Source organism: Streptomyces sp. NPDC057253, from assembly GCF_042669125.1.
Classification (GTDB): domain Bacteria; phylum Actinomycetota; class Actinomycetes; order Streptomycetales; family Streptomycetaceae; genus Streptomyces.
Genome location: NZ_JBHUXV010000052.1, coordinates 40,516 through 62,137 on the forward strand (window position 1 = coordinate 40,516; position 21,622 = coordinate 62,137).

General features: G+C 70.9%; 21 protein-coding genes. 15 read left to right on the top strand and 6 right to left on the bottom strand.

Annotated elements, in window-relative coordinates:
• Positions 1-67: 67 nt before the first annotated feature.
• Positions 68-1,690, bottom strand: coding sequence for a penicillin-binding transpeptidase domain-containing protein (locus ACFULQ_RS26510; protein ID WP_383548025.1), 1,623 nt, complete (start codon positions 1,688-1,690; stop codon positions 68-70).
• 125 nt (positions 1,691-1,815) lie between these two features.
• On the bottom strand, positions 1,816-3,555 hold the full coding sequence (locus ACFULQ_RS26515; RefSeq protein WP_383548028.1) for a dolichyl-phosphate-mannose--protein mannosyltransferase: 1,740 nt from the start codon (positions 3,553-3,555) through the stop codon (positions 1,816-1,818).
• An 85-nt stretch (positions 3,556-3,640) separates the two neighbouring features.
• On the opposite strand from ACFULQ_RS26515, the gene rsmI reads away from it, so the two are divergent.
• The 8 genes from rsmI (at position 3,641) to ACFULQ_RS26555 (ending at position 12,058) form a co-directional block, all read left to right on the top strand.
• On the top strand, positions 3,641-4,489 hold the full coding sequence (gene rsmI, locus ACFULQ_RS26520) for a 16S rRNA (cytidine(1402)-2'-O)-methyltransferase (protein ID WP_383548031.1): 849 nt from the start codon (positions 3,641-3,643) through the stop codon (positions 4,487-4,489).
• A gap of 247 nt (positions 4,490-4,736) precedes the next feature.
• On the top strand, positions 4,737-5,132 hold the full coding sequence (locus ACFULQ_RS26525) for a hypothetical protein (RefSeq protein WP_383548034.1): 396 nt from the start codon (positions 4,737-4,739) through the stop codon (positions 5,130-5,132).
• A 47-nt stretch (positions 5,133-5,179) separates the two neighbouring features.
• On the top strand, positions 5,180-6,064 hold the full coding sequence (locus tag ACFULQ_RS26530) for a TatD family hydrolase (protein WP_383548037.1): 885 nt from the start codon (positions 5,180-5,182) through the stop codon (positions 6,062-6,064).
• Positions 6,065-6,165: 101 nt separating this feature from the next.
• Positions 6,166-7,497, top strand: a complete 1,332-nt coding sequence (locus tag ACFULQ_RS26535) for a ubiquitin-like domain-containing protein (protein WP_383548041.1) — start codon at positions 6,166-6,168, stop codon at positions 7,495-7,497.
• A 22-nt stretch (positions 7,498-7,519) separates the two neighbouring features.
• Complete coding sequence (gene rsmA / locus ACFULQ_RS26540; protein ID WP_383548044.1) at positions 7,520-8,401, top strand: 16S rRNA (adenine(1518)-N(6)/adenine(1519)-N(6))-dimethyltransferase RsmA; 882 nt, start codon at positions 7,520-7,522, stop codon at positions 8,399-8,401.
• On the top strand, positions 8,398-9,297 hold the full coding sequence (locus ACFULQ_RS26545; protein WP_383548047.1) for a 4-(cytidine 5'-diphospho)-2-C-methyl-D-erythritol kinase: 900 nt from the start codon (positions 8,398-8,400) through the stop codon (positions 9,295-9,297). The genes rsmA and ACFULQ_RS26545 overlap by 4 nt, the downstream gene beginning before the upstream one ends.
• Positions 9,298-9,346: 49 nt before the next feature.
• Positions 9,347-11,149: an ABC-F family ATP-binding cassette domain-containing protein gene (locus ACFULQ_RS26550; protein WP_383548050.1), complete on the top strand. Its 1,803-nt coding sequence runs from the start codon at positions 9,347-9,349 to the stop codon at positions 11,147-11,149.
• A 216-nt stretch (positions 11,150-11,365) separates the two neighbouring features.
• Entirely contained in the window at positions 11,366-12,058 is a 693-nt protein-coding gene (locus ACFULQ_RS26555; protein WP_383548054.1) for a LuxR C-terminal-related transcriptional regulator, read from the top strand.
• A 298-nt stretch (positions 12,059-12,356) separates the two neighbouring features.
• Here ACFULQ_RS26555 and ACFULQ_RS26560 read toward each other — a convergent pair whose 3' ends face one another.
• Positions 12,357-12,647: a hypothetical protein gene (locus tag ACFULQ_RS26560; RefSeq protein ID WP_383548057.1), complete on the bottom strand. Its 291-nt coding sequence runs from the start codon at positions 12,645-12,647 to the stop codon at positions 12,357-12,359.
• 20 nt (positions 12,648-12,667) lie between these two features.
• Entirely contained in the window at positions 12,668-14,356 is a 1,689-nt protein-coding gene (locus ACFULQ_RS26565; protein ID WP_383548060.1) for a sodium:solute symporter family protein, read from the bottom strand.
• 111 nt (positions 14,357-14,467) lie between these two features.
• Here ACFULQ_RS26565 and galT point away from each other — a divergent pair, with 111 nt between their 5' ends.
• The 4 genes from galT to ACFULQ_RS26585 all read left to right on the top strand — a co-directional run bounded on the left by galT (position 14,468) and on the right by ACFULQ_RS26585 (position 18,513).
• Positions 14,468-15,529 (top strand): galactose-1-phosphate uridylyltransferase, encoded by a 1,062-nt coding sequence (gene galT / locus ACFULQ_RS26570; protein ID WP_383548063.1) that lies wholly within the window; start codon positions 14,468-14,470, stop codon positions 15,527-15,529.
• Entirely contained in the window at positions 15,526-16,488 is a 963-nt protein-coding gene (gene galE, locus ACFULQ_RS26575) for a UDP-glucose 4-epimerase GalE (protein WP_383548066.1), read from the top strand. Before galT ends, galE begins: the two co-directional genes overlap by 4 nt.
• Positions 16,488-17,636 carry a galactokinase gene (galK, locus tag ACFULQ_RS26580; protein WP_383548069.1) on the top strand — a complete coding sequence of 383 codons (1,149 nt, stop codon included), beginning with the start codon at positions 16,488-16,490 and terminating at the stop codon, positions 17,634-17,636. Before galE ends, galK begins: the two co-directional genes overlap by 1 nt.
• 88 nt (positions 17,637-17,724) lie before the next feature.
• A complete protein-coding gene (locus ACFULQ_RS26585; RefSeq protein WP_383548072.1) occupies positions 17,725-18,513 on the top strand; it encodes a hypothetical protein in 789 nt (262 codons plus the stop codon).
• Here the strand turns inward: ACFULQ_RS26585 and ACFULQ_RS26590 are convergent.
• Positions 18,503-18,961: a GNAT family N-acetyltransferase gene (locus tag ACFULQ_RS26590; RefSeq protein ID WP_383548075.1), complete on the bottom strand. Its 459-nt coding sequence runs from the start codon at positions 18,959-18,961 to the stop codon at positions 18,503-18,505. The genes ACFULQ_RS26585 and ACFULQ_RS26590 overlap by 11 nt on opposite strands.
• Before the next feature lie 276 nt (positions 18,962-19,237).
• Between ACFULQ_RS26590 and ACFULQ_RS26595 the strand changes: the two genes are divergently transcribed.
• On the top strand, positions 19,238-20,005 hold the full coding sequence (locus ACFULQ_RS26595) for a response regulator transcription factor (RefSeq protein ID WP_123761277.1): 768 nt from the start codon (positions 19,238-19,240) through the stop codon (positions 20,003-20,005).
• Here ACFULQ_RS26595 and ACFULQ_RS26600 read toward each other — a convergent pair.
• Positions 19,964-20,461 carry a MarR family transcriptional regulator gene (locus tag ACFULQ_RS26600; protein ID WP_123761276.1) on the bottom strand — a complete coding sequence of 166 codons (498 nt, stop codon included), beginning with the start codon at positions 20,459-20,461 and terminating at the stop codon, positions 19,964-19,966. The two genes, ACFULQ_RS26595 and ACFULQ_RS26600, sit on opposite strands and share 42 nt — an antisense overlap.
• A gap of 88 nt (positions 20,462-20,549) precedes the next feature.
• Between ACFULQ_RS26600 and ACFULQ_RS26605 the strand changes: the two genes are divergently transcribed.
• Together ACFULQ_RS26605 and ACFULQ_RS26610 are read left to right on the top strand one after the other, a co-directional pair.
• Positions 20,550-21,323: a trans-aconitate 2-methyltransferase gene (locus ACFULQ_RS26605; protein WP_383548079.1), complete on the top strand. Its 774-nt coding sequence runs from the start codon at positions 20,550-20,552 to the stop codon at positions 21,321-21,323.
• A 72-nt stretch (positions 21,324-21,395) separates the two neighbouring features.
• The gene (locus ACFULQ_RS26610; protein ID WP_383548083.1) at positions 21,396-21,569 is read left to right on the top strand and encodes a CsbD family protein; all 174 of its coding nucleotides are present in this window, start codon (positions 21,396-21,398) and stop codon (positions 21,567-21,569) included.
• Positions 21,570-21,622: the final 53 nt, after the last annotated feature.

The following is a 21,622-nucleotide window of genomic DNA, read 5'->3' on the forward strand; positions in this document are numbered from 1 at the left end:
GTCCCCGTTGCCCTCATGCACCTCAACGACTGCAACAGACTAGAGTCCCCCTCCCGCACGGGTGACGTCAGCCTGCGGCTCGTAGCACAGCTGCGACAATCGGGCCCGCCGCGTCGCCGCCGTGGCCGCCCTCCTCGGTCATGGCCGCCGCCGACACGTCGTTACGGAAACCGGTGAACCAGCTGTTGGACACCTGCTGTCCGTCGACCTCCGCGGAACCGGTCTTCGCGCCGATGTCCCCGCCGAGCCCCGCCATCGCCTTGGCCGCCGTGCCCTGCGTCGCGGTGAGCCGCATCATCTGCCTCAGCTGGGAGGCGGTGGTGTACGGCAGCCCCCTGGCGGTGGCCAGTTCGCGGTCGTCGAGCTTCGGCGAGACCAGGTAGGGCTGGCGGAAGGTGCCGGTGATGGCGGTGGCGGTGACCGACGCCATGTTCAGCGGGTTCATCTGGACCTGGCCCTGGCCTATCGCGTTGGCCGCCCGGTCAGGACCGCTGACCGCGGGGACCTTGCCGTCGAAGGAGACGATGCCGGTCTTCCAGTCCTGGCCGATCCCGAACCGCTTCTTGGCCTCCAGGGTCAGCGACTCGTCGGTGAGTGGCTTCTCGTCGATCAGCTTGATGAAGGCGGTGTTGCAGGACCGCATGAAGCTGTTGGCCAGCGTGGCGTTCTCGTTGGGCTCCATGCCGGTGAGGTTCTTGAAGGTCTGCCCCTGCCACACAGCGTCGGGCGGACAGGGCGCCGGGCCGTTCATCGAGGTCACGCCGTTGTCGATGAGCATCGCGGCGGTGATGATCTTCATCGTGGAGCCGGGGGCCTTGGTGCCCTCGAAGGCCGCGTTGAAGGCGTCCGTACGGTTGTTGGCGACGGCCAGCACCTCGCCGGTGCTGGGCTTGACCGCGACGACCGAGGACTGCTTGTACAGCTTCACGGCCTTCTCGGCGGCCGCCTGCGCGCTCGCGCTGATCGTGGTCTCCAGCTTGCCCGCCTTGCCCTCGGCGAGGGTGAGCAGGGAGGTGTCGGGCGTCTGGTCCGGGTGCTTGACGACCAGCTCGATGCCGGGGGTGCCGCCGGCCTCGCTGCCGTATCTCTCCCGCAGGGCGTCCAGGACCGGGCCGAGGGAGGGGTACTTCTCCTTGGTCAGCACCTTCCCGTTGCGGTCGACCGCCTCGATGGACGGGTTCGCGGACTCGCCGGTCACCAGCCGGTCGTCCCGCTGGAGCTTCGGGTACACCACGGAGGGCTGCCAGTCGACGAGCGCCCTGCCGGTGGTCACCCCGCGCACGACGGTCAGCCTGCTGCTGTACGCCAGCGGCTTGGACTTGCCGCCGTAGGACACGGTGGCCTTGACGCTGTACGGCACGGTGGCGCCGGTCGCCTTACCGGGCGTGATCCTCACGTCGCCGATGTGCGCGTCCGCCGTGTAGTCCGTCAGCAGCGCCTTGGCCGTCGTGCTGTTGTTGGTGAGCGCGGCGGCGCTCGCCGCGTCGCCCTTCTCCCAGGCGGCGAAGAAGTCCTGGGAGGTCTCCTTGATCTCGTCGCCGGTGGGCGGCCCGCTCCGCTTGGCGTCCCCGACCCCACCGCTGCCGTCGTCGCTGAGCGCCGTGACGAAGTTGTACGCCCCGTATCCGGCCCCGCCGACCATCACGGCGAACACCGTGCCGACGACAGCGACCTTCACCCCCTTGGCCATGCTCTGGCCCCCTCCCCGTTTGCCCCGTTGTTGTGGGCACTCTAAGCGGGAGGTGTGACGGCCGGGGTAGGAGTTTTCCGATTCGTGGGAGTGGGTGCTCAATCACATACGTGAACCCTGGCTCGCTAGACCCACGTGTCCAGCCACATTCTCGAGCGCCAGTCGTCGATCGGGATGCTGGTGCCGGTGTACAGGGGCCAGAAGTAGATGAAGTTCCAGGTGATCAGGAGGACCAGGACTCCTGCTGCCGTCGCGCCCGCGACGCGGCGGCTGTCGCTTGCTCGGGGTGGGCCGACGAGGGCGCCGACGAGCATGGCCACGGCCAGGCAGAGGAAGGGGAGGAAGACGATCGTGTAGAAGAAGAAGATCGTGCGTTCCTGGTAGTTGAACCAGGGCAGATAGCCCGCCGCGATGCCGCAGGCGATGGCACCCGCCCGCCAGTCACGGCGGAAGAACCAGCGCCACAGCACGTACAGGATCGCGAAGCAGGCGGCCCACCACAGCAGCGGCGTACCGATCGCCAGCACCTCGCGGGCACACTTCTCGCCCGCGTCCGCCGGGCAGCCGTCGGTGCCGGGCGAGGGGGACTCGTAGAAGAAGGAGACCGGGCGGCCGTCGACCATCCAGCTCCACGGGTTGGACATGTACGTGTGCGGCGAGGACAGCCCGACGTTGAACTTGTAGACCTCGTGCTCGTAGTGGATCAGGCTGCGCCACCAGTCGGGCAGGAAGGTCCAGCTGCCGCCCTTGCCGTCGATCGCGGCCCAGTTGCGGTAGTAGCCGCCGGTGCCGTCCGCCGGGGAGAGGATCCAGCCGATCCACGAGGTGATGTACGTGACCACCGCGACCGGCACCATGGCAAGGAACGCGATCCCGAGGTCGTGCTTGAGGACCGCCTCGTACGGGTGCCGCGCCCCCGCGACCCGGCGCGAACCGACGTCCCACAGCACGGTCATGACGCCGAAGGCGATCAGGAAGAACAGGCCGTTCCACTTGGTGCCCATCGCGAGGCCCAGGAGGAGGCCCGCCAGCCAGCGGTAGGGGCGCCACCCCAGGCGCAGGGTGTCCCCGACGTGCGCGTCGGGGCGCACGAGGCCGTAGGAGTCGACCGGCAGCGCGGCCGCGAGTTTCTCCCGCGCCCGGTCGCGGTCGACGACCAGGCACGCGAACGCGGCCACCACGAAGAACATCAGCACGCCGTCGAGCAGCGCGGTCCGCGCCATCACGAAGGCCAGCCCGTCCACCGTCATCAGCGCGCCCGCCAGACAGCCCAGGAACGTGGAGCGGAAGATCCGGCGGCCCACCCGGCACACGATCAGCACCGACAGCGTCCCCAGCAGCGCCGTCATGAACCGCCAGCCGAACGGGTCGAACCCGAACATCAGCTCGCCGAGCCCGATGACGTACTTGCCGACCGGGGGATGCACCACATAGGCGGCGTCCGTCGGCAGCGGGACGTGTCCGTTCGAGGACAGGATCTGGCTGTCGACGTTCTTGTCCCAGCTCAGCTCGAAGCCGCGGTGGACGATCGCCCACGCGTCCTTGGCGTAGTACGTCTCGTCGAATATCACCTTCTTCGGGCTGCCGAGGTTCCAGAACCGCATGACCCCCGCCACCAGCGTCACCAGCAGCGGCCCGAGCCAGCCCGACCAGCGCCCGATCCGGTCCGCGAGCACCCCGGGGACGCCGAGGACCTGCCACATCCGCGGACTGGGTGCCGCATAGGGAGGTACCAGGCGCTCCCGCACATCGCCGCTGCTCTGCGCGGTGTAGCCGAAACGGCGCAGCCTCTGCTGCCACGACGGCCGCCGGTCCTGGGGGGCCTGGTCCTGCCGGGTGTCCGTGGAGGACGCGGTACTGGTCACCGCGCCATCGTAGGGAACCGTGCTGTGTGAGTCCCGTGCATGGGTGGATGCGTCCGGTTCGGGGCGCCCCTGGGAGGATGGGGAGGTGACTGGAACCCTTGTCCTGGCGGGCACCCCTATCGGCGACATCGCGGACGCTCCTCCCCGGCTGGCGGAGGAACTGACCGGGGCCGACGTGATCGCGGCCGAGGACACCCGCCGGCTGCGGCGGCTGACCCAGGGGCTCGGCGTGACGCCCAAGGGCCGGATCGTGTCCTACTTCGAGGGCAACGAGGCCGCCCGTACGCCCGAACTGGTCGAGGAACTCCTCGGCGGCGCGCGCGTGCTGCTCGTCACGGACGCCGGGATGCCGTCGGTGTCCGACCCCGGGTACCGGCTGGTCGCCGCGGCCGTGGAGCGGGACGTCCGGGTCACCGCCGTACCGGGACCCTCCGCGGTGCTCACCGCGCTCGCGCTGTCCGGGCTGCCGGTGGACCGGTTCTGCTTCGAGGGGTTCCTGCCGCGCAAGAGCGGGGAGCGGCTGTCGCGGCTCAGGGAGGTCGCCGAGGAGCGCCGGACCCTCGTGTACTTCGAGGCCCCGCACCGGCTCGACGACACGCTCGCCGCGATGGCCGAGGTGTTCGGGGCCGAGCGGCGGGCCGCGGTGTGCCGGGAGCTGACCAAGACGTACGAGGAGGTCAAGCGGGGGGCGCTGGGGGCGCTCGCCGAGTGGGCCGCGGACGGGGTCAGGGGGGAGATCACCGTCGTCGTCGAGGGAGCGCCCGCGAAGGGGGCCGAGGAGGTCGACGACGCCGAACTGGTGCGGCGGGTGCGGGTGCGGGAGGAGGCGGGGGAGCGGCGCAAGGAGGCCATCGCCGCGGTGGCCGCCGAGGCCGGCATCCCCAAGCGGGTTGTCTTCGATGCGGTTGTCGCGGCGAAGAACGCCCCTTCCTGATGGGTCGCATGAGGTGGGTCACACCCCCTCTGAGCAGGGCGCATGACGTCTGAGCGTGCGCCCCATGTGCTCGCAAAGCGGTGTCTCGGAATGCAAAGGTCCGCGCGGCGTGGCGGGCCCCTTCGGCAAGGAAAGCCCAAATCGGCTCCAACACTCGACAGGGTCTGTCGCCTTCGCCTTCCCGGAGGCGTCCACTGGGGTGAGGGACGTACCCGTCCTTCGAACCAGCGGACTCACAGGAGCTGGCATGAGCGAGATCGCGGGGCACCCCGGTGCCACGGCAGTCGTCAAAGAGTCCTACTCCTTCGCCTGCATGCGCTGCGGGCACGGGTGGGAGCAGTCGTACGAGATAGAGCACCACATCGACGGCGACGGCCGGGAGTTCGTGCAGTACACGGCGGACGGACGGGTCGTGCCCTCGCCGCTCTCCAGGCCCACGTGCGCCAACTGCGACCACCACGTCGTGCGGATCATGCGGCCCGGCCGGGTCGCCGCCACCCGCGACGCGGCGCACCGGCAGCAGCCCACGCCCGCCGCCGGACCCGTCGAGGCGCCGACGCCGGCCGACGGGACGCCGCAGCCGGGCGAGCACCACTGGCACCTGTCCGACCTGCTGCACGTGTTCCAGCGCAAGGCGAGCTGAACCGGTCTCCCGACGGGCGAGGCGTGCCCCTTTCGTAGGATCGGGGCATGCCTTCGAACAGCCCCCGCGAGAAGAACGCGGCGCCCCCGCTCCCGGAGCCCCTGCGGGTGCCGGTCGCCGACTCCCACACCCACCTGGACATGCAGGACGGGACCGTGGAGGAGGGGCTCGCCAAAGCCGCGTCGGTCGGGGTGACCACGGTCGTCCAGGTCGGCTGCGACGTCCGGGGCTCGCGGTGGGCCGCCGAGACCGCGGCCCGGTACGACGCCGTCCACGCGACCGTCGCCCTGCACCCCAACGAGGCCCCGCGCATCGTCCACGGCGACCCGGACGGCTGGTCCCGGCAGGGCGCGCGCACCCCCGGCGGCATTGGGGCCCTCGACGAGGCGCTCGCGGAGATCGACCGGCTGGCCGCGCTCCCGCAGGTCAAGGGCGTCGGCGAGACCGGCCTCGACCACTTCCGCACCGGGCCCGAGGGCAAGGAGGCGCAGGAGTCCTCCTTCCGCGCCCACATCGAGATCGCCAAGCGGCACGGCAAGGCGCTGGTCATCCACGACCGCGACGCCCACGACGACGTGCTGCGGGTCCTCAAGGAGGAGGGCGCCCCCGAGCGGACCGTCTTCCACTGCTACTCCGGCGACGCGGAGATGGCCGAAGTGTGCGCCCGCGAGGGCTACTTCATGTCCTTCGCCGGCAACGTCACCTTCAAGAACGCCCAGAACCTGCGGGACGCGGTGGCGGTGGCCCCCCTGGAGCTGCTGCTGGTGGAGACCGACGCGCCGTTCCTCACCCCGGCGCCGTACCGCGGACGGCCCAACGCCCCCTATCTCATTCCGGTCACGGTGCGCGCGATGGCCGCCGTGCGCGGCATCGACGAGGACGCGTTGGCCACGGCACTCGCCGCCAACACCGCCCGCGCCTTCGGGTACTGACCCGGGTCGAACGTAACTGCGGGTAGTCGCGTCGCTTTGGAGAGTGACGGTCGCTCCGCTAGGTTCTGGGGGCCCGATCCGGACTCCTGGAGCGTGTCGTCGTGAGCAACTCGCAGTACGAGACGTACGAGGCGTACGAGCCCTACGGCCCCACCGAGCCGTACACCGCGGACACGCTCCCGTACGGGGTGTACGGGACGCCGGTCCCGCCGTACGAGGACACCTACCGGCCCGCCTACGAGAGCCCCGACGACGCCACGCTGCCGACGGTCCCGGACGTGCGCCTCGCGGCGGGGCGGCGGGCCGCGCGCCGACGCCGGGCGCGGTCCGTGGAGCGGCCGGAGAGCGCGGTGCGCAGGCTGCTTCCGCAGGCGCTGGTCGTCGCCTTCCTCGCCGGCGGCACCACCGCCTTCGTCGCCGAGGACAAGGCGATCGAGCTGACCGTCGACGGCAAGCCGCGCACCCTGCACACCTTCGCGGACGACGTGACCGAACTGCTCGCCGAGGAGGGCGTGGCGGTGGGCGCCCATGACGTCGTCGCGCCGGCCCCCGGTGAACCGCTCACCAGCGGGGACGAGGTCGCGGTCCGTTACGGCCGTCCGCTCCGGCTCACGCTCGACGGACACCGGCGTGAGGTGTGGACGACGGCGCAGACCGTCGAGGGGGCGCTGGAACAGCTCGGGGTGCGCGCCGAGGGCGCGTACGTGTCGACCTCGCGCTCCCGGCGGATCGGGCGGGAGGGCCTCGCGCTCGACGTGCGCACCGAGCGCTCGGTGACCGTCATGGCGGACGGCCGGGCGCGGACGATCCGCACCAACGCGGCGACCGTGGGGGAGGCCGTCAGGGAGGCCGGGATCACGCTGAGCGGGATGGACACCACCTCGGTGGCCTCCGGCAGCTTCCCGCGCGAGGGCCAGACCATCACGGTGCTGCGGATCACCGGTTCGAAGGAGGTCCGCGAGGAGCAGATCCCGTTCCGCGAGCAACGGACCGCGGACGCCTCCCTGTTCAAGGGCACCGAGGTCATCGAACAGGCGGGGCAGCCGGGGGTACGACGGGTCACGTACTCCCTGCGCACGGTCAACGGCGTCAGGCAGAAGCCGCGCCGGATCCGGGTCGAGACGGTGCGCGAGCCCCGGGACCAGGTGGTGCGGGTGGGCACGAGGCCGATGCCGACCTCCGTCCAGGGCGCGGACCACCTGAACTGGCAGGGCCTGGCCCACTGCGAGTCCGGCGGCCGCCCGAACGCGGTGGACCCGTCGGGGACGTACGGCGGCCTCTACCAGTTCGACACCAGAACCTGGCAGGGCCTCGGCGGCTCGGGCCGCCCCCAGGACGCCCCGGCGGCGGAACAGACGCTCCGAGCGAAGAAGCTGTACGTACGGCGGGGGGCGAGCCCTTGGCCGCACTGCGGGGGGCGTCTGCACGGGTGAGGCCCGCGGCTAGGCTGTCCACGTGAGCACCCCCTCCCCAGACTCCCTCCTCGGCCCGGCCGACATCCGCGAACTCGCCGCCGCGCTGGGCGTACGCCCCACCAAGCAGCGCGGCCAGAACTTCGTGATCGACGCGAACACGGTCCGGAGGATCGTGCGGACCGCCCAGGTGAAGCCCGAGGACGTCGTCGTGGAGGTGGGTCCAGGTCTCGGCTCGCTCACTCTCGGGCTGCTGGAGACCGCGGACCGCGTCACCGCCGTCGAGATCGACGACGTTCTCGCCGGGGCGCTGCCGGCCACGATCGCAGCCCGCATGCCCGAGCGCGCCGACCGCTTCCACCTGGTGCACTCCGACGCCATGCAGGTCACCGACCTCCCGGCCCCATTGCCCACGGCACTCGTGGCGAATCTGCCCTACAACGTCGCCGTCCCCGTCCTGCTGCACATGCTCGACACCTTCCCGAGCATCGAGCGCACCCTCGTCATGGTCCAGGCCGAGGTCGCCGACCGGCTCGCCGCGGCGCCCGGTTCCAAGGTGTACGGCGTCCCGTCCGTGAAGGCCAACTGGTACGCCGAGGTGAAGCGGGCCGGGGCGATCGGCCGCAATGTCTTCTGGCCCGCCCCGAACGTCGACAGCGGCCTCGTCGCGCTCACCCGCAGGACCGAGCCGGTCAAGACCACCGCGTCGAAGCGCGAGGTGTTCGCCGTGGTCGACGCGGCCTTCGCGCAGCGCCGCAAGACCCTGCGGGCCGCGCTCGCCGGGTGGGCGGGCTCGGCGGCGGCCGCCGAGACGGCCCTCGTGGCGGCCGGGGTCTCGCCCCAGGCCCGCGGTGAGGCGCTCACCGTGGAGGAGTTCGCCCGGATCGCCGAGCACGCACCGAACAAGGAGCCGGTCCAGCAGTGAGCGTCACCGTCCGTGTCCCCGCCAAGGTCAACGTCCAGCTCGCGGTGGGCGCCGCCCGCCCCGACGGCTTCCACGACCTGGCCAACGTCTTCCTCGCGGTCGGCCTCCACGACGAGGTGACCGTGACGCCCGCCGAGGAGCTCCGGGTCACCTGCGAGGGCCCCGACGCCGACCAGGTCCCCCTGGACCGCACGAACCTCGCCGCGCGGGCCGCGCTCGCGCTCGCCGGGCGGTACGGGATCGAGCCCGCCGTGCACCTCCACATCGCCAAGGACATCCCCGTCGCCGGCGGCATGGCGGGCGGCAGTGCGGACGGCGCCGGCGCGCTGCTGGCCTGCGACACGCTGTGGGGCACGGGCGCCTCCCGGGAGGAACTGCTCGACATCTGCGCCGAGTTGGGCAGCGATGTGCCGTTCAGCCTGGTCGGCGGGGCCGCGCTCGGGACGGGGCGCGGGGAGAAGCTGCGCGCCCTCGACGTCGGCGGCGACTTCTCGTGGGTGTTCGCGATGGCGGAGCGGGGACTGTCGACCCCGGCCGTCTTCCGGGAGTTCGACCGGCTCACCGAGGGCCTCGACGTCCCCGAGCCCGTCGCCTCCGAGGCCCTGCTGGACGCGCTGGCCGCGGGCGACCCGGACGCGCTCGCCGCCGCCGTCTCCAACGACCTCCAGCCCGCCGCCCTCTCGCTCTTCCCGGAGCTGGCCGACACCCTCGCGGCGGGCAGCGCCGCGGGCGCCCTCGCCGGGCTGGTCTCGGGATCGGGTCCGACCACGGCGTTCCTGGCCCGGGACGCCGGGGCGGCGCTGAAGATCGCGGACGCGCTGCGCGCCTCGGGCACCTGCCGGGCGGTGCGCACGGCCTCGGGGCCGGTGCCGGGTGCGACGGTGATCCGGGCGTAGCGGTCGGACTACCCTGGAGGGTCGATCGATCCCCCTGGGCAGGAGAGAAATGGCCGTCAATCTGGTCAATGTCGAGAACGTCAGCAAGGTGTACGGCACCCGTGCCCTGCTGGACGGTGTCTCGCTCGGCGTCTCCGAGGGCGATCGCATCGGCGTCGTGGGCCGCAACGGCGACGGCAAGACCACCCTGATCCGCATGCTCGCCAAGCTGGAGGACGCCGACACCGGACGCGTCACCCACTCCGGCGGCCTGCGCCTGGGCGTCCTCACCCAGCACGACTCCCTGGACCCCGCGGCGACCGTCCGGCACGAGGTCATCCGGGACATGGCCGACCACGAGTGGGCGGGCAACGCCAAGATCCGGGACGTCCTGACCGGCCTGTTCGGCGGACTCGACCTGCCCGGCTTCCCGCAGGGCCTCGACACCGTCATCGCGCCGCTCTCCGGTGGCGAGCGCCGCCGTATCGCGCTGGCCAAGCTGCTCATCGAGGAACAGGACCTGATCGTCCTCGACGAGCCCACCAACCACCTCGACGTCGAGGGCATCGCCTGGCTGGCCAGGCATCTGCGCGAGCGCCGGTCCGCGCTCGTCTGCGTCACCCACGACCGGTGGTTCCTCGACCAGGTCTGCACCCGCATGTGGGACGTGCAGAAGGGCGATGTCTACGAGTACGAGGGCGGCTACTCCGACTACGTCTTCGCGCGGGCCGAGCGGGAGCGGATCGCCGCCACCGAGGAGACCAAGCGGCAGAACCTGGTCCGCAAGGAGCTGGCGTGGCTGCGGCGCGGCGCCCCCGCCCGTACGTCCAAGCCGCGCTTCCGGGTCGAGGCCGCCAACGAGCTCATCAAGGACGTGCCGCCGCCGCGGGACACGAGTGAGCTGATGAAGTTCGCGTCCTCGCGGCTGGGCAAGACGGTCTTCGAGCTGGAGGACGTGACCGTCCAGGCCGGGCCGAAGGTGCTGCTCAAGCATGTGACCTGGCAGCTGGGCCCCGGGGACCGGATCGGTCTCGTCGGGGTCAACGGCGCCGGGAAGACCTCGCTGCTGCGGGCCATGGCCGAGGCCGCGCGGACCGAGGGCGAGAAGCAGCCCGCGGGCGGCCGGGTCGTGGTCGGCAGGACCGTCAAGCTCGCCTATCTGTCGCAGGAGGTCGCCGAGCTCAACCCCGCGCTGCGGGTGCTGGAGGCCGTCCAGCAGGTGAGGGAGCGCGTGGACCTCGGCAAGGGGCGCGAGATGACCGCCGGGCAACTGTGCGAGACCTTCGGCTTCAACAAGGAGAAGCAGTGGACGCCGGTCGGGGATCTGTCCGGCGGTGAGCGGCGGCGGCTCCAGCTGCTGCGGCTGCTGATGGACGAGCCGAACGTGCTGTTCCTGGACGAGCCGACGAACGACCTCGACATCGAGACGCTGACCCAGCTGGAGGACGTCCTCGACGGCTGGCCCGGCTCGATGGTCGTCATCTCCCACGACCGGTTCTTCCTCGAGCGGACGACCGACCGGGTCTTCGCGCTGCTCGGGGACGCCACCTTGCGGATGCTGCCGCGCGGCATCGACGAGTACCTGGAGCGGCGGCAGCGGATGGAGGAGGCGGCGGCCGCCGCGTCCCCGGCTCCCGTGAAGGCTGTTGCCGAGAAGAGCGCGGCCGATCAGCGGGCCGCGAAGAAGGAGCTCCAGAAGATCGAGCGGCAGCTGGACAGGATCTCCGAGAAGGAGACCAAGCTGCACGCGCAGATCGCCGACAACGCGACCGACTTCGCGAAGGTCGCCACCCTCGATGCCGAGCTGCGGGATCTCGCCGGGGAGCGCGAGGAACTGGAGATGCGGTGGCTGGAGCTCGCCGAGGACGCGTGAAGGTGCGGCACATCGGCCTCGAACGACAGGAAAGCCGGGAATTCGTCACTTCCGGGACACTTCTCACCGGTAGGGGAAGCGCAACGTCGAACTAGCGTGTAGCTTCCGGGGGCATGAAGGGCGGGGGGCTGGGAGAGGGCCTCTGTCCGCGCGGATCAGTGGGCATCCATAGTGGGGCATTCACGCGGATCCATGGGGGGACTGGGGGGTTGCTCGATGGGAGTTCGGCTCATGGTGGTCGACGACCACCGATTGCTCGCCGAGGCGCTGGCCTCGGCACTGAAACTGCGCGGGCACCGGGTGCTCGCGGCGGCGGCGCCTGCCGCGGGGGCGGCGGAGCTGGTGATCAGCCGGGCGCCCGAGGTGTGCCTGCTGGGGACGGCCACGCCGGCCGAGCCGGGGATGTTCGACCCGGTCGTGAAGATCAAGCGGGAGCGGCCGCAGGTGGCGGTGCTGGTCCTGGGGCCGGTGCCGAGCCCTCGCGGGATCGCCGCCGCGTTCGCCGCGGGGGCCTCCGGCTATGTGCGGCACGACGAGCGGATCGAAGGGGTCGAGCGGGCGATCATGAAGGCGCGGGCGGGGGAGGCGGCGGTGGCGCCGCAGTTGTTGCAGGGGGCGTTCAGTGAACTGCTGAACCCTGCGGCCCAGCCGGACGACGAGGGACAGCGGTTGCTGCAGATGCTGACGCCTCGGGAGGTGGAGGTGTTGGTGCGGGTGGCCGACGGGGAGGACACGCGGCTGATCGCGGCGGGGATGGGGATAGCGCCGTCGACCGCGCGGACGCATGTGCAGCGGGTGCTGATGAAACTGGGGGTGGGCTCGCGTTTGGAGGCGGCGGCGCTGGCGGCGCGGACGGGATTGCTGGACCGGGCAGGCCCGCTGCCTCTGCCTCCGGCGGCGGGACCGTGAACTGTGCGGGTCCGGTGGGGGCGAGCGTTTTGCGCAGTTCCCCGCGCCCCTGAAATGCCTGCGGCGGCCCGTTGCGCTCCGGTGGGGGCGGACGCGAAGGCTGACGCCCCGTCGTGGCGCACGTCCACTGCAACCCACCCAGGGGCGCGGGGAACTGCGCGACCAGCCACGACGGACCCGCAGCCGCCCTACAACCGCACCCGGCACCCCCTTAGGCGCCCAGCTCAAGCCCAGCGCAGCGGGGGCGCGACCAGCCACGCCGGACCCGCAGCCGCCCCACGACCCCAGCCGGCACCCCCTACGCGTCCTTCTTCTCCTCAGGGACCGGAGGCGGAGTCGGGCGCAGCCTGAGCCAGACCAGGAAGAAGATGCCCAGGAGCAGCATGCCCAGGCCCGTCCAGAGGTTGATGTTGATGCCCTCCGCCTTGTCCAGCGTGGCGTCGGACGGGTTGATGCCGGCGATCGTGACGATGATGCCGTAGAGGACGAACAGGCCGCCGATGATGCGGCGCAGGTCGAAGATGCGGGCCGCCGTCGCGGACTTGGCCTGGAGTTCGGAGACTTCCCGCTGGACGTCGTGTTCGGACATGGTCTATCGATCCTCCGCGATCAGAACGAGAACGGGATGTAGCAGGCCGCCGCCAGGATCACGGCACCCCAGCCCAGCAGCGCCGGCCGCCGGTACCACGCGTCGTCCCCCGCGGCAGGCGGCTCGGACATGCCCGGGGACGTCGTGCCGTAGACCAGGCCCTGGAGTTCCTCCGCGGGCTTCGGGGCCGTGAAGAGGGACACGGCGACCATGACCACCGCACCGGCCACGAAGCCGACGATCGCCGAGACGAAGTTCGCGCCCTGGTCGGAGGGGATGTCGATGATGCCCTGCTTGTAGATCCAGAAGTAGTTCACCATCGCCGCGACCGTGCCGGCCAGCAGCCCCCAGAAGCCGGACTTCGCGGACGCGCGCTTCCAGAACATGCCGACGATGAAGACCACGAACATCGGCACGTTGAAGAAGGAGAACAGCGTCTGGAGGTAGCTCATGATGTTCGAGAAGGACGAGGCCAGGAAGGCCGTCCCCACGGAGGCGCAGACGCCGATCACCGTGATCAGGCGACCGAAGCGGACGTAGTACTCGTCCTCGCGACCCCGCACGACATAGTGGGCCCAGATGTCGTTCGTGAACACCGTGTTGAAGGACGAGACGTTCGCCGCCATGCCGGCCATGAAGGCGGCCAGGAGACCGGTGACCGCGATGCCGAGGACGCCGTTCGGCAGGAGCTGTTCCATCAGGTACGGGATGGCGTCGTTGTACTGGTAGCCCGACTCGGCCGTGCCGAAGCCGGGGATCAGGGCCGCCGCCACCAGGCCCGGGATCATCACCAGGAACACGATGAAGATCTTCGGGTACGCCGCGATCAGGGGAGTGCGCTGCGCCGCCGAGAGGTTCTTCGCCGACAGGGCCCGCTGGACCTCCGCGAAGTTCGTCGTCCAGTACCCGAAGGACAGCACGAAACCGAGGCCGAGCACGATCGTCAGCCAGTTCGCGCCCAGCGGGTTGGCGCTGCCGATGCCCGTACCGCCCCACGCGGTCGTGAAGTTGGCGCCGTGCTCCGCCGTCAGCTTGTCCGTCAGGCCGCCCCAGCCGCCCACCTTCTTCAGGCCGAGGACCACCAGCGGGATCAGGGCCGCCAGGATCACGAAGAACTGGAGGACCTCGTTGTAGATGGCGGAGGACAGCCCGCCGAGGGTGATGTAGGCGAGGACGAAGGCGCCCGCGACCACGATCGCCACCCACTGCGGCCAGCCCAGGAGGGCCTCCACGACGATCGCCAGGGCGTAGAGGTTCACGCCCGCGATCAGGATGGCCGCGAAGGCGAACAGCGCCGAGCTGAGCAGGTGGGCCCACTTGTCGAAGCGCAGGAGCAGCATCTCGGGGACCGAGCGCACCTTGCTGCCGTAGTAGAAGGGCATCATCACCAGGCCGAGGAAGACCATGGCCGGGATGGCGCCGATCCAGTACCAGTGGACCGTGTAGGCGCCGTACTGCGCGCTGTTGGCGGCCATGCCCAGGATCTCGGTGGCGGCCAGGTTGGCGGAGATGAACGCGAGACCCGTGATCCAGGCCGGCAGGGAGCGGCCGGAGAGGAAGAAGTCGAGGCTCGTCTTCACGGATCTCCGCGCCGCGAAGCCGATGCCCAGCACGACCACGAAGTAGATGCCGAGGATCGTGTAGTCGAGCCAGTTGGTGGGGAGCCGTAGCTCAGCGGCCAGGTATGCGCCTTTTGTGGGGGTCTGCATAGTCAGCAATTCAACACCTCGACTGGTGCGCTTTGTTTGATTCCGATGTTGACGTTGGTGGGCGGTCGTGATTACTTGTGTTTAGTTATGTTTGGGTGAAGGAGTTCAGCGGTGAAGAAGACCTCGACCCGGCTGGCCGACGGTCGCGAGCTCATCTACTACGACCTGCGCGACGACACCGTCCGCGACGCCGTGGACCGGCGCCCGCTGGAGCGGACTGTCACCACGTCCGAGGTTCGTCGGGATCCGCTGCTCGGCGACTGTGTGGCCATCGCCTCGCACCGACAGGGGCGCACCTACCACCCGCCCAAGGACGAGTGCCCGCTGTGCCCGTCGCAGGGTGACCGGCTGAGCGAGATCCCGGACTCGTCGTACGACGTCGTGGTCTTCGAGAACCGTTTCCCCTCGCTGGCCGGCGACTCGGGGCGCTGTGAGGTCGTCTGCTTCACCTCGGACCACAACGCCTCCTTCGCGGATCTGAGCGAGGAACAGGCGCGGCTGGTTCTCGACGCCTGGACGGACCGGACTTCGGAGCTGTCTCATCTGCCTTCCGTGGAGCAGGTGTTCTGTTTCGAGAACCGCGGTGCCGAGATCGGTGTGACCCTGGGTCACCCCCATGGCCAGATCTACGCGTACCCCTTCACCACGCCTCGCACCGCACTGATGTTGCGTTCTCTCGCCACCCACAAGGAGGCGACCGGAGGGGAGAACCTCTTCGACGCCGTCCTGGCACGCGAGCTCGCCGAGGAGCGGCTCGTCCTGGAGGGGGAGCACTGGGCCGCCTTCGTGCCCTACGCGGCGCACTGGCCGTACGAGGTGCACCTCTACCCCAAGCGCCGGGTGCCGGACCTGCTCGGCCTGGACGAGGAGGCCCGCACAGAGTTCCCCCAGGTCTATCTGGAACTCTTGAGGCGCTTCGACCGGATCTTCGGTGAAGGTGAGCCGCCGACGCCCTACATCGCCGCCTGGCACCAGGCGCCGTTCGGCGCGCTGGAGGACTTCGAGGGCGTGAGCCGCGACGACTTCGCGCTCCATCTCGAGCTTTTCACCATTCGCCGTACGTCCGGCAAGCTGAAGTTCCTCGCGGGCTCCGAGTCGGGCATGGGCGTGTTCATCAACGACATCCGGCCGGAGGCCGCGGCACAGCGACTGCGAGAGGTAGCGAGTTCATGAAGTACCTGGTGACAGGTGGCGCGGGGTATGTCGGCGGGGTCGTGGCCCAGCACCTCATCGAGGCGGGTCACGAGGTCGTCGTCCTCGACAACCTCTCCACCGGCTTCCGCGAGGGCGTCCCGGCCGGCGCGGCCTTCATCGAGGGCGACATCCGCGACGCCGCCAAGTGGCTGGACTCCTCCTTCGACGGCGTGCTCCACTTCGCCGCGTTCTCGCAGGTCGGCGAGTCGGTCGTGAAGCCGGAGAAGTACTGGGACAACAACGTCGGCGGCACCATGGCGCTGCTCGGCGCGATGCGCGAGGCGGGTGTCCGACGACTCGTCTTCTCCTCCACGGCCGCCACCTACGGGGAGCCCGAGGAGGTGCCGATCGTCGAGACCGCGCCGACCCGGCCGACCAACCCCTACGGCGCCTCCAAGCTCGCCGTCGACTTCATGATCACCAGCGAGGCGAACGCGCACGGGCTGGGTGCCGTGTCCCTGCGCTACTTCAACGTCGCCGGCGCCTACGGCAAGCAGGGCGAGCGGCACGACCCCGAGTCACACCTCATCCCGCTGATCCTCCAGGTCGCCCAGGGCAGGCGGGAGGCGATCTCCGTCTTCGGCGAGGACTACCCGACCCCGGACGGCACCTGCGTCCGCGACTACATCCACGTCGCCGACCTGGCCGACGCCCACCTCCTCGCGCTGAAGGCGGCCCAGCCGGGCGAGCACCTCATCTGCAACCTCGGCAACGGCGAGGGCTTCTCCGTCCGCCAGGTCATCGAGACCGTCCGCCGGGTGACCGGCCACCCGATCCCCGAGATCGTGGCCCCGCGCCGGGACGGCGACCCGGCCACCCTGGTCGCCTCCGCCGCCACCGCCCGCGACAAGCTGGGCTGGAACCCGACCCGCGCGGATCTCGCGGGGATCGTCGCGGACGCCTGGGAGTTCGCGCAGCACATCGCGAGGGAGCAGTAGTGGAGCAGGTGCAGCGGGGTTTCGTGGAGCTCTACGGAACCGAGCCCGAGGGTGTCTGGTCGGCGCCCGGCCGCGTCAACCTCATCGGTGAGCACACCGACTACAACGACGGCTTCGTGATGCCCTTCGCGCTGCCGCACACCGCCGTCGCGGCCGTCTCCCGGCGCACCGACGGCGTCCTGCGGCTGCACTCGGCCGACGTCGAGGGCGGCGTCGTCGAACTGCGCCTGGACGACCTCGCCCCGGAGAGCGACCGGAACTGGACCGCCTACCCGGCCGGTGTCGTCTGGGCGCTGCGCGAGGCCGGCCACCCGGTCACCGGCGCCGACGTCCACCTGGCCTCGACGGTCCCGGCGGGCGCGGGCCTGTCCTCCTCGGCGGCCCTGGAGGTCGTGATCGCACTCGCGCTCAACGACCTGTACGCCCTCGGCCTCCAGCGCTGGCAGCTGGCCCGCCTGTGCCAGCGCGCCGAGAACGTCTACGTCGGCGCCCCCACCGGGATCATGGACCAGACCGCGTCCGCCTGCTGCGAGAGCGGGCACGCCCTGTTCCTCGACACCCGGGACCTGTCCCAGAAGCAGATCCCCTTCGACCTCGCCGCCGAGGGCATGGTCCTGCTCGTCGTCGACACGCAGGTCAAGCACTCGCACAGCGAGGGCGAGTACGGCAAGCGCCGCGCGGGCTGCGAGCGCGGGGCGGCCCTGCTCGGCGTCGACGCCCTGCGGGACATCCCCTACGGCGAGCTCGACGCGGCCCTCGCACGGCTCGGCGACGACGAGGAGGCCGTACGCCTGGTCAGGCACGTGGTCACCGAGGACGAGCGGGTCGAGAAGGTCGTCGCCCTGCTGGAGTCGGGCGAGACCCGCGCGATCGGCCCGGTGCTGGTCGCGGGCCACGCCTCGCTGCGGGACGACTTCCGGATCTCCTGCCCCGAGCTCGACCTGGTCGTCGACACCGCCCTCGCTTCCGGCGCCCTCGGCGCCCGGATGACCGGCGGTGGCTTCGGCGGCTCGGCGATCGTGCTGGCGGAGGCGACGGACGCGGAGGCCATCACCAAGGCGGTCGAAGCGGCCTTCGCCGCGGCGGAGTTCACCGCTCCGCGGGTCTTCGAGGCGGTTCCCTCCGCGGGGGCCCGGCGCCTGGTCTGAGACCGGCTGACCGCTGTTTTGCCCGGCTTGATCCGAACTTGGGGAAAGCCGGGCCTCTCCCTGGCGTACGCCCCAGTAGGTTCGGAGCGTGAGTCGAGGGCGTCATCGCATCCTGTCGGCGATCGGCATCGCCTGCTACGCGCTCGCCGCGATCGTCGGCTTCTTCGTGCTGGCGGACCATCAGGGCTCCGGCCTGCTGCTGCCCCTGTGGATCGCCCACGGCGTGCTCCTCGCCGTACTGCTGACGAAGCTCGCCGCGGACGAGACCGGCCTGTCCGCCGCGCTGCTCGTGGTGGGCGCCTCCTTGATGGCGGTCTACATCGCCGACCTGGCCCGCGACGACCTCACCCTGGAGCGGCGGGGCGAGCGGATCTCCGCGACCGTCGTGCGCGAGTGGCTCGCCCCCGACCAGGGGCGGGCCGACCGCACCTACGACTACGCCCTCGCCCGCCGCGACGGCACCCGGGTCCCCGGCCCCGCCCTCCAGGCCAAGTCCGGCAGCTACGCCCTCGGTCAGCGCGTCACCGTGCTCGCCGACCCCCAGGGTGTGCTGCGCCCTCGTACTCCAGGGGACGCGGACGCGACCCGGGACGTGCTGAGTGTCGGGGCGTTCGCGCTGATCGCGCTCGGCGTGGTCGCGGCCACCGCCCGCCGGGGTGTGACCGTCGCCCGCCGCCGGGAGGAGCGGGCCAGGCTGGAGGAGCAGGAGCACATCCTCCGCGAGGCCCTGCGCACGGCGGTGGCCGACGACCACGGCTTCGTCGAGGTGCACCCCGGGCACTACCCCGACGTCTCCCACCGCCGCGCGGCCGGTATCGCGGGCGAGCTGGGCCTGGAGCCGGCGGACGATCCGGGAAGCTGGCGCTTCAGGCAGTGAGCCGCTTGGTCAGCGTGTACTCCGTGACCCCCGGCGGGTAGTCCGGGATCACGCACACCACGTCGTACCCCTGCTTCCGGTAGAACTCCGGCGCCTGGAAGTCCCAGGTCTCCAGGCGTACGGAGGTGCAGCCCCGCTCGTGACGCGCCGTTCGCTCCGCCTGTGCGAGCAACTGCGAACCCAGGCCCGCCCCGCGGTGCCGTTCGTCGACCCACAGATAGGTCACGTGCAGCCAGCTCGTCCAGGTGTGGCCGACCAGTCCGCCCGCCAGGGCGCCGGAGTCGTCCAACACCCAGACGTGGAGCGGAAGTTCGCGTTCACCTGGGGTTCCGCGCAGGGCGCGGAGCACCGGGGAGGCCGCCGTGTTGGTGGCCCGCAGCCGGGAGCGGAGCAGATCGTGCCGGGCCTTGTCGACTTCTGTCTCCAGACGAAACATGCGGCTCACCATAAACGTCCCGGACGGCCAGTTCTGCAAATAACCTTCCGCTCCTGCCCCCCGGCCGTACCCTGATGAACAGCACCGGTGGGGGCCGGTGCTGATCAGGGGGCGAGACAGTCGGGTACGGCGCCCGAAGTGGGGGTAGCAGTTCTTGCGCGGCGGCGGCCGTGCGGCCATCGTGCTTCGGGCGTCGTACCCGCGGCGGTGTCGTCTCCCGAGTCGTCTTTTCCGGACGATGACGATGGGGTATCCCCTGCTCTTCGAGAGCTTGGGGAAGGGGGTTACGTGGTTCGCATCCGAGTCCTGGTCGTCGACGACCATCGCATCTTCGCCGAGTCGCTGGCCGCCGCGCTGGCGGCCGAGCCCGACGTGGAGGTCTCCGCGGCGGGCAGCGGTCCCGCCGCGCTGCGCTCACTGGAGCGCGCGGCCGCCGAGGGCCGCCGCTTCGACGTCCTGCTCGTCGACGCCGACCTGGGCGGCAACGTCCAGGGCATCAGGCCCGCCGTCTCCGTGCAGGACGGCAATGAGGACGGCCTGGTCGACGGCATCTCCCTGGTCGCCGGGGTCCGTACGGCACAGCCGGCGGTCCGGATCGTGGTGCTCGCCGAGAAGGACGATCCGCGCCGGGCCGCGCTCGCCCTCCAGGCCGGCGCCTCGGGCTGGGTCGCCAAGGACTGCTCGCTGTCCCGGCTGCTCACGGTCATCCGGGGGGTCCTGCGTGACGAGACCCATCTGCCGCCCGCCCTGCTCACGGGCGTCCTGCGCGAGCTCACCGCCGCCCGCAAGCACCGCACCGAGAGCGAGCGGCTGGTGGAGTCCCTCACCCCGAGGGAGCGCGAGGTGCTGCGCTGCATGGTGGCGGGGCTCGGCCGCAAGGCGGTAGCCGAGCGGCTGTTCCTCTCCCCGCACACCGTCCGCACCCATATGCAGAACGTCCTCGGCAAGCTGGGCGTCCACTCCACCCTGGCCGCCGTGGCGCTCGCGCGGCGCGCGGGCGTGGGGCCGGTCGACCTAGCCGGGGATGTTGTCGAACGGGGCGGTCAGCTGGCGTAGCAGCCCGGCCAGTTCCCCGCGCTGGGCGCGGGAGAGCTCGGCGAGGATCGCGCGTTCCTGTTCCAGCAGACCGGCGAGGGCCTGGTCCGCGCGGTCCTTGCCGTCCTCGGTGAGCCTGACCAGCACCCCGCGCCGGTCGCTCGGGTCGGGCAACCGCTCCACCAGGCCCTTCTTGGCCAGCCGGTCGATGCGGTTGGTCATGGTGCCCGAGGTGACCAGAGTCTGCGTCAGCAGCTGCCCCGGGGAGAGCTGGTACGGCGTCCCCGCGCGCCTCAGCGCGGTCAGCACGTCGAACTCCCAGGGCTCCAGGCTGTGCTCGGCGAAGGCCAGCCGGCGTGCCCGGTCCAGGTGCCGGGCGAGCCTGCTCACCCGACTGAGGACCTCAAGCGGTTCCACGTCGAGGTCCGGGCGCTCGCGGCGCCACGCCGATACCAGTCGATCGACCTCGTCCTCCATGACGATCAGTGTAGTGGTTGTGTCGATGTGAAGTCTCTTGATGTAAAGCTTCTTGACATCAAGATAATCGCGCGAGGAGAGTGGGGTCATGACGACTTGGGACCCCGCTCAGTACCTCCGCCACGCCGGCCACCGCGCCCGCCCCTTCACCGACCTCCTTGCCCGGGTCCCGGACCTCCCGGGCCGGCCGCCCCTGATCGCCGATCTCGGCTGCGGCCCCGGCAACGTGACCGTCCTCCTCGCCGAACGCTGGCCCACGGCCCGGATCACCGGCTACGACAACTCGGCCGAGATGCTCGACAAGGCGCGCGCCGAGTACGGCCACCTGGACTTCGTCCACGCCGACGTCCGCACGTGGGTGCCCGCACAGCCGTACGACCTCATCGTCAGCAATGCGACGCTGCAATGGGTGCCGGGGCATGTGGAGCGGTTCGGGGCGTGGGTGGAGGGGCTCAGGCCCGGCGGTGTGTTCGCCTTCCAGGTGCCCGGGAACTTCGACTCCCCGAGCCATCGGCTGATGCGGGAACTCGCGGAGTCGGCGGGCCTCGGCGACACCCTCCGCCACGACGACGCGGTGCTCTCGCCGGAGACGTATCTGGCGGCGCTGGCGGACCTGGGCTGCGAGGCGGACGTCTGGGAGACGACGTACGTCCATCTGCTGGAGGGCGAGGACCCGGTCCTGGACTGGGTGAAGGGCACGGGCCTGCGCCCGCTCCTCACGGCGCTCGCGGACGACCCCGGGGCGCGGGAGGACTTCCTGGACGCCTACCGCATGGCCCTGCGCAAGGCGTATCCGTCAGGTCCGCACGGCACGCCGTTCCCCTTCCGCCGGATCTTCGCGGTGGCCCGCAAGGCCGGATGAGCTTGTTTGGCCGGGGCCGTCCGGGTCACCCGCAGTGGTGACAGCGGAGTCGTAACGCTGGGAGTGAGAACCGTGGCAGGAGACCAGAAGGCCAAGGCCAAGAAGGAACAGGCCAAGGGCAAGGTGAAGGAAGCCGTGGGGCGCGCCGTCGGCAACGAGCGCATGGAGGCCGAGGGCCGGGCCGCGCAGTCCAAGGGTGACGCGCGTCAGGCCAAGGAGAAGACCAAGGACGTCTTCAAGCACTGACGGCGACCGACCCGCGACAGACGCGACGGCCCGTGCACCGCGAGGTGCACGGG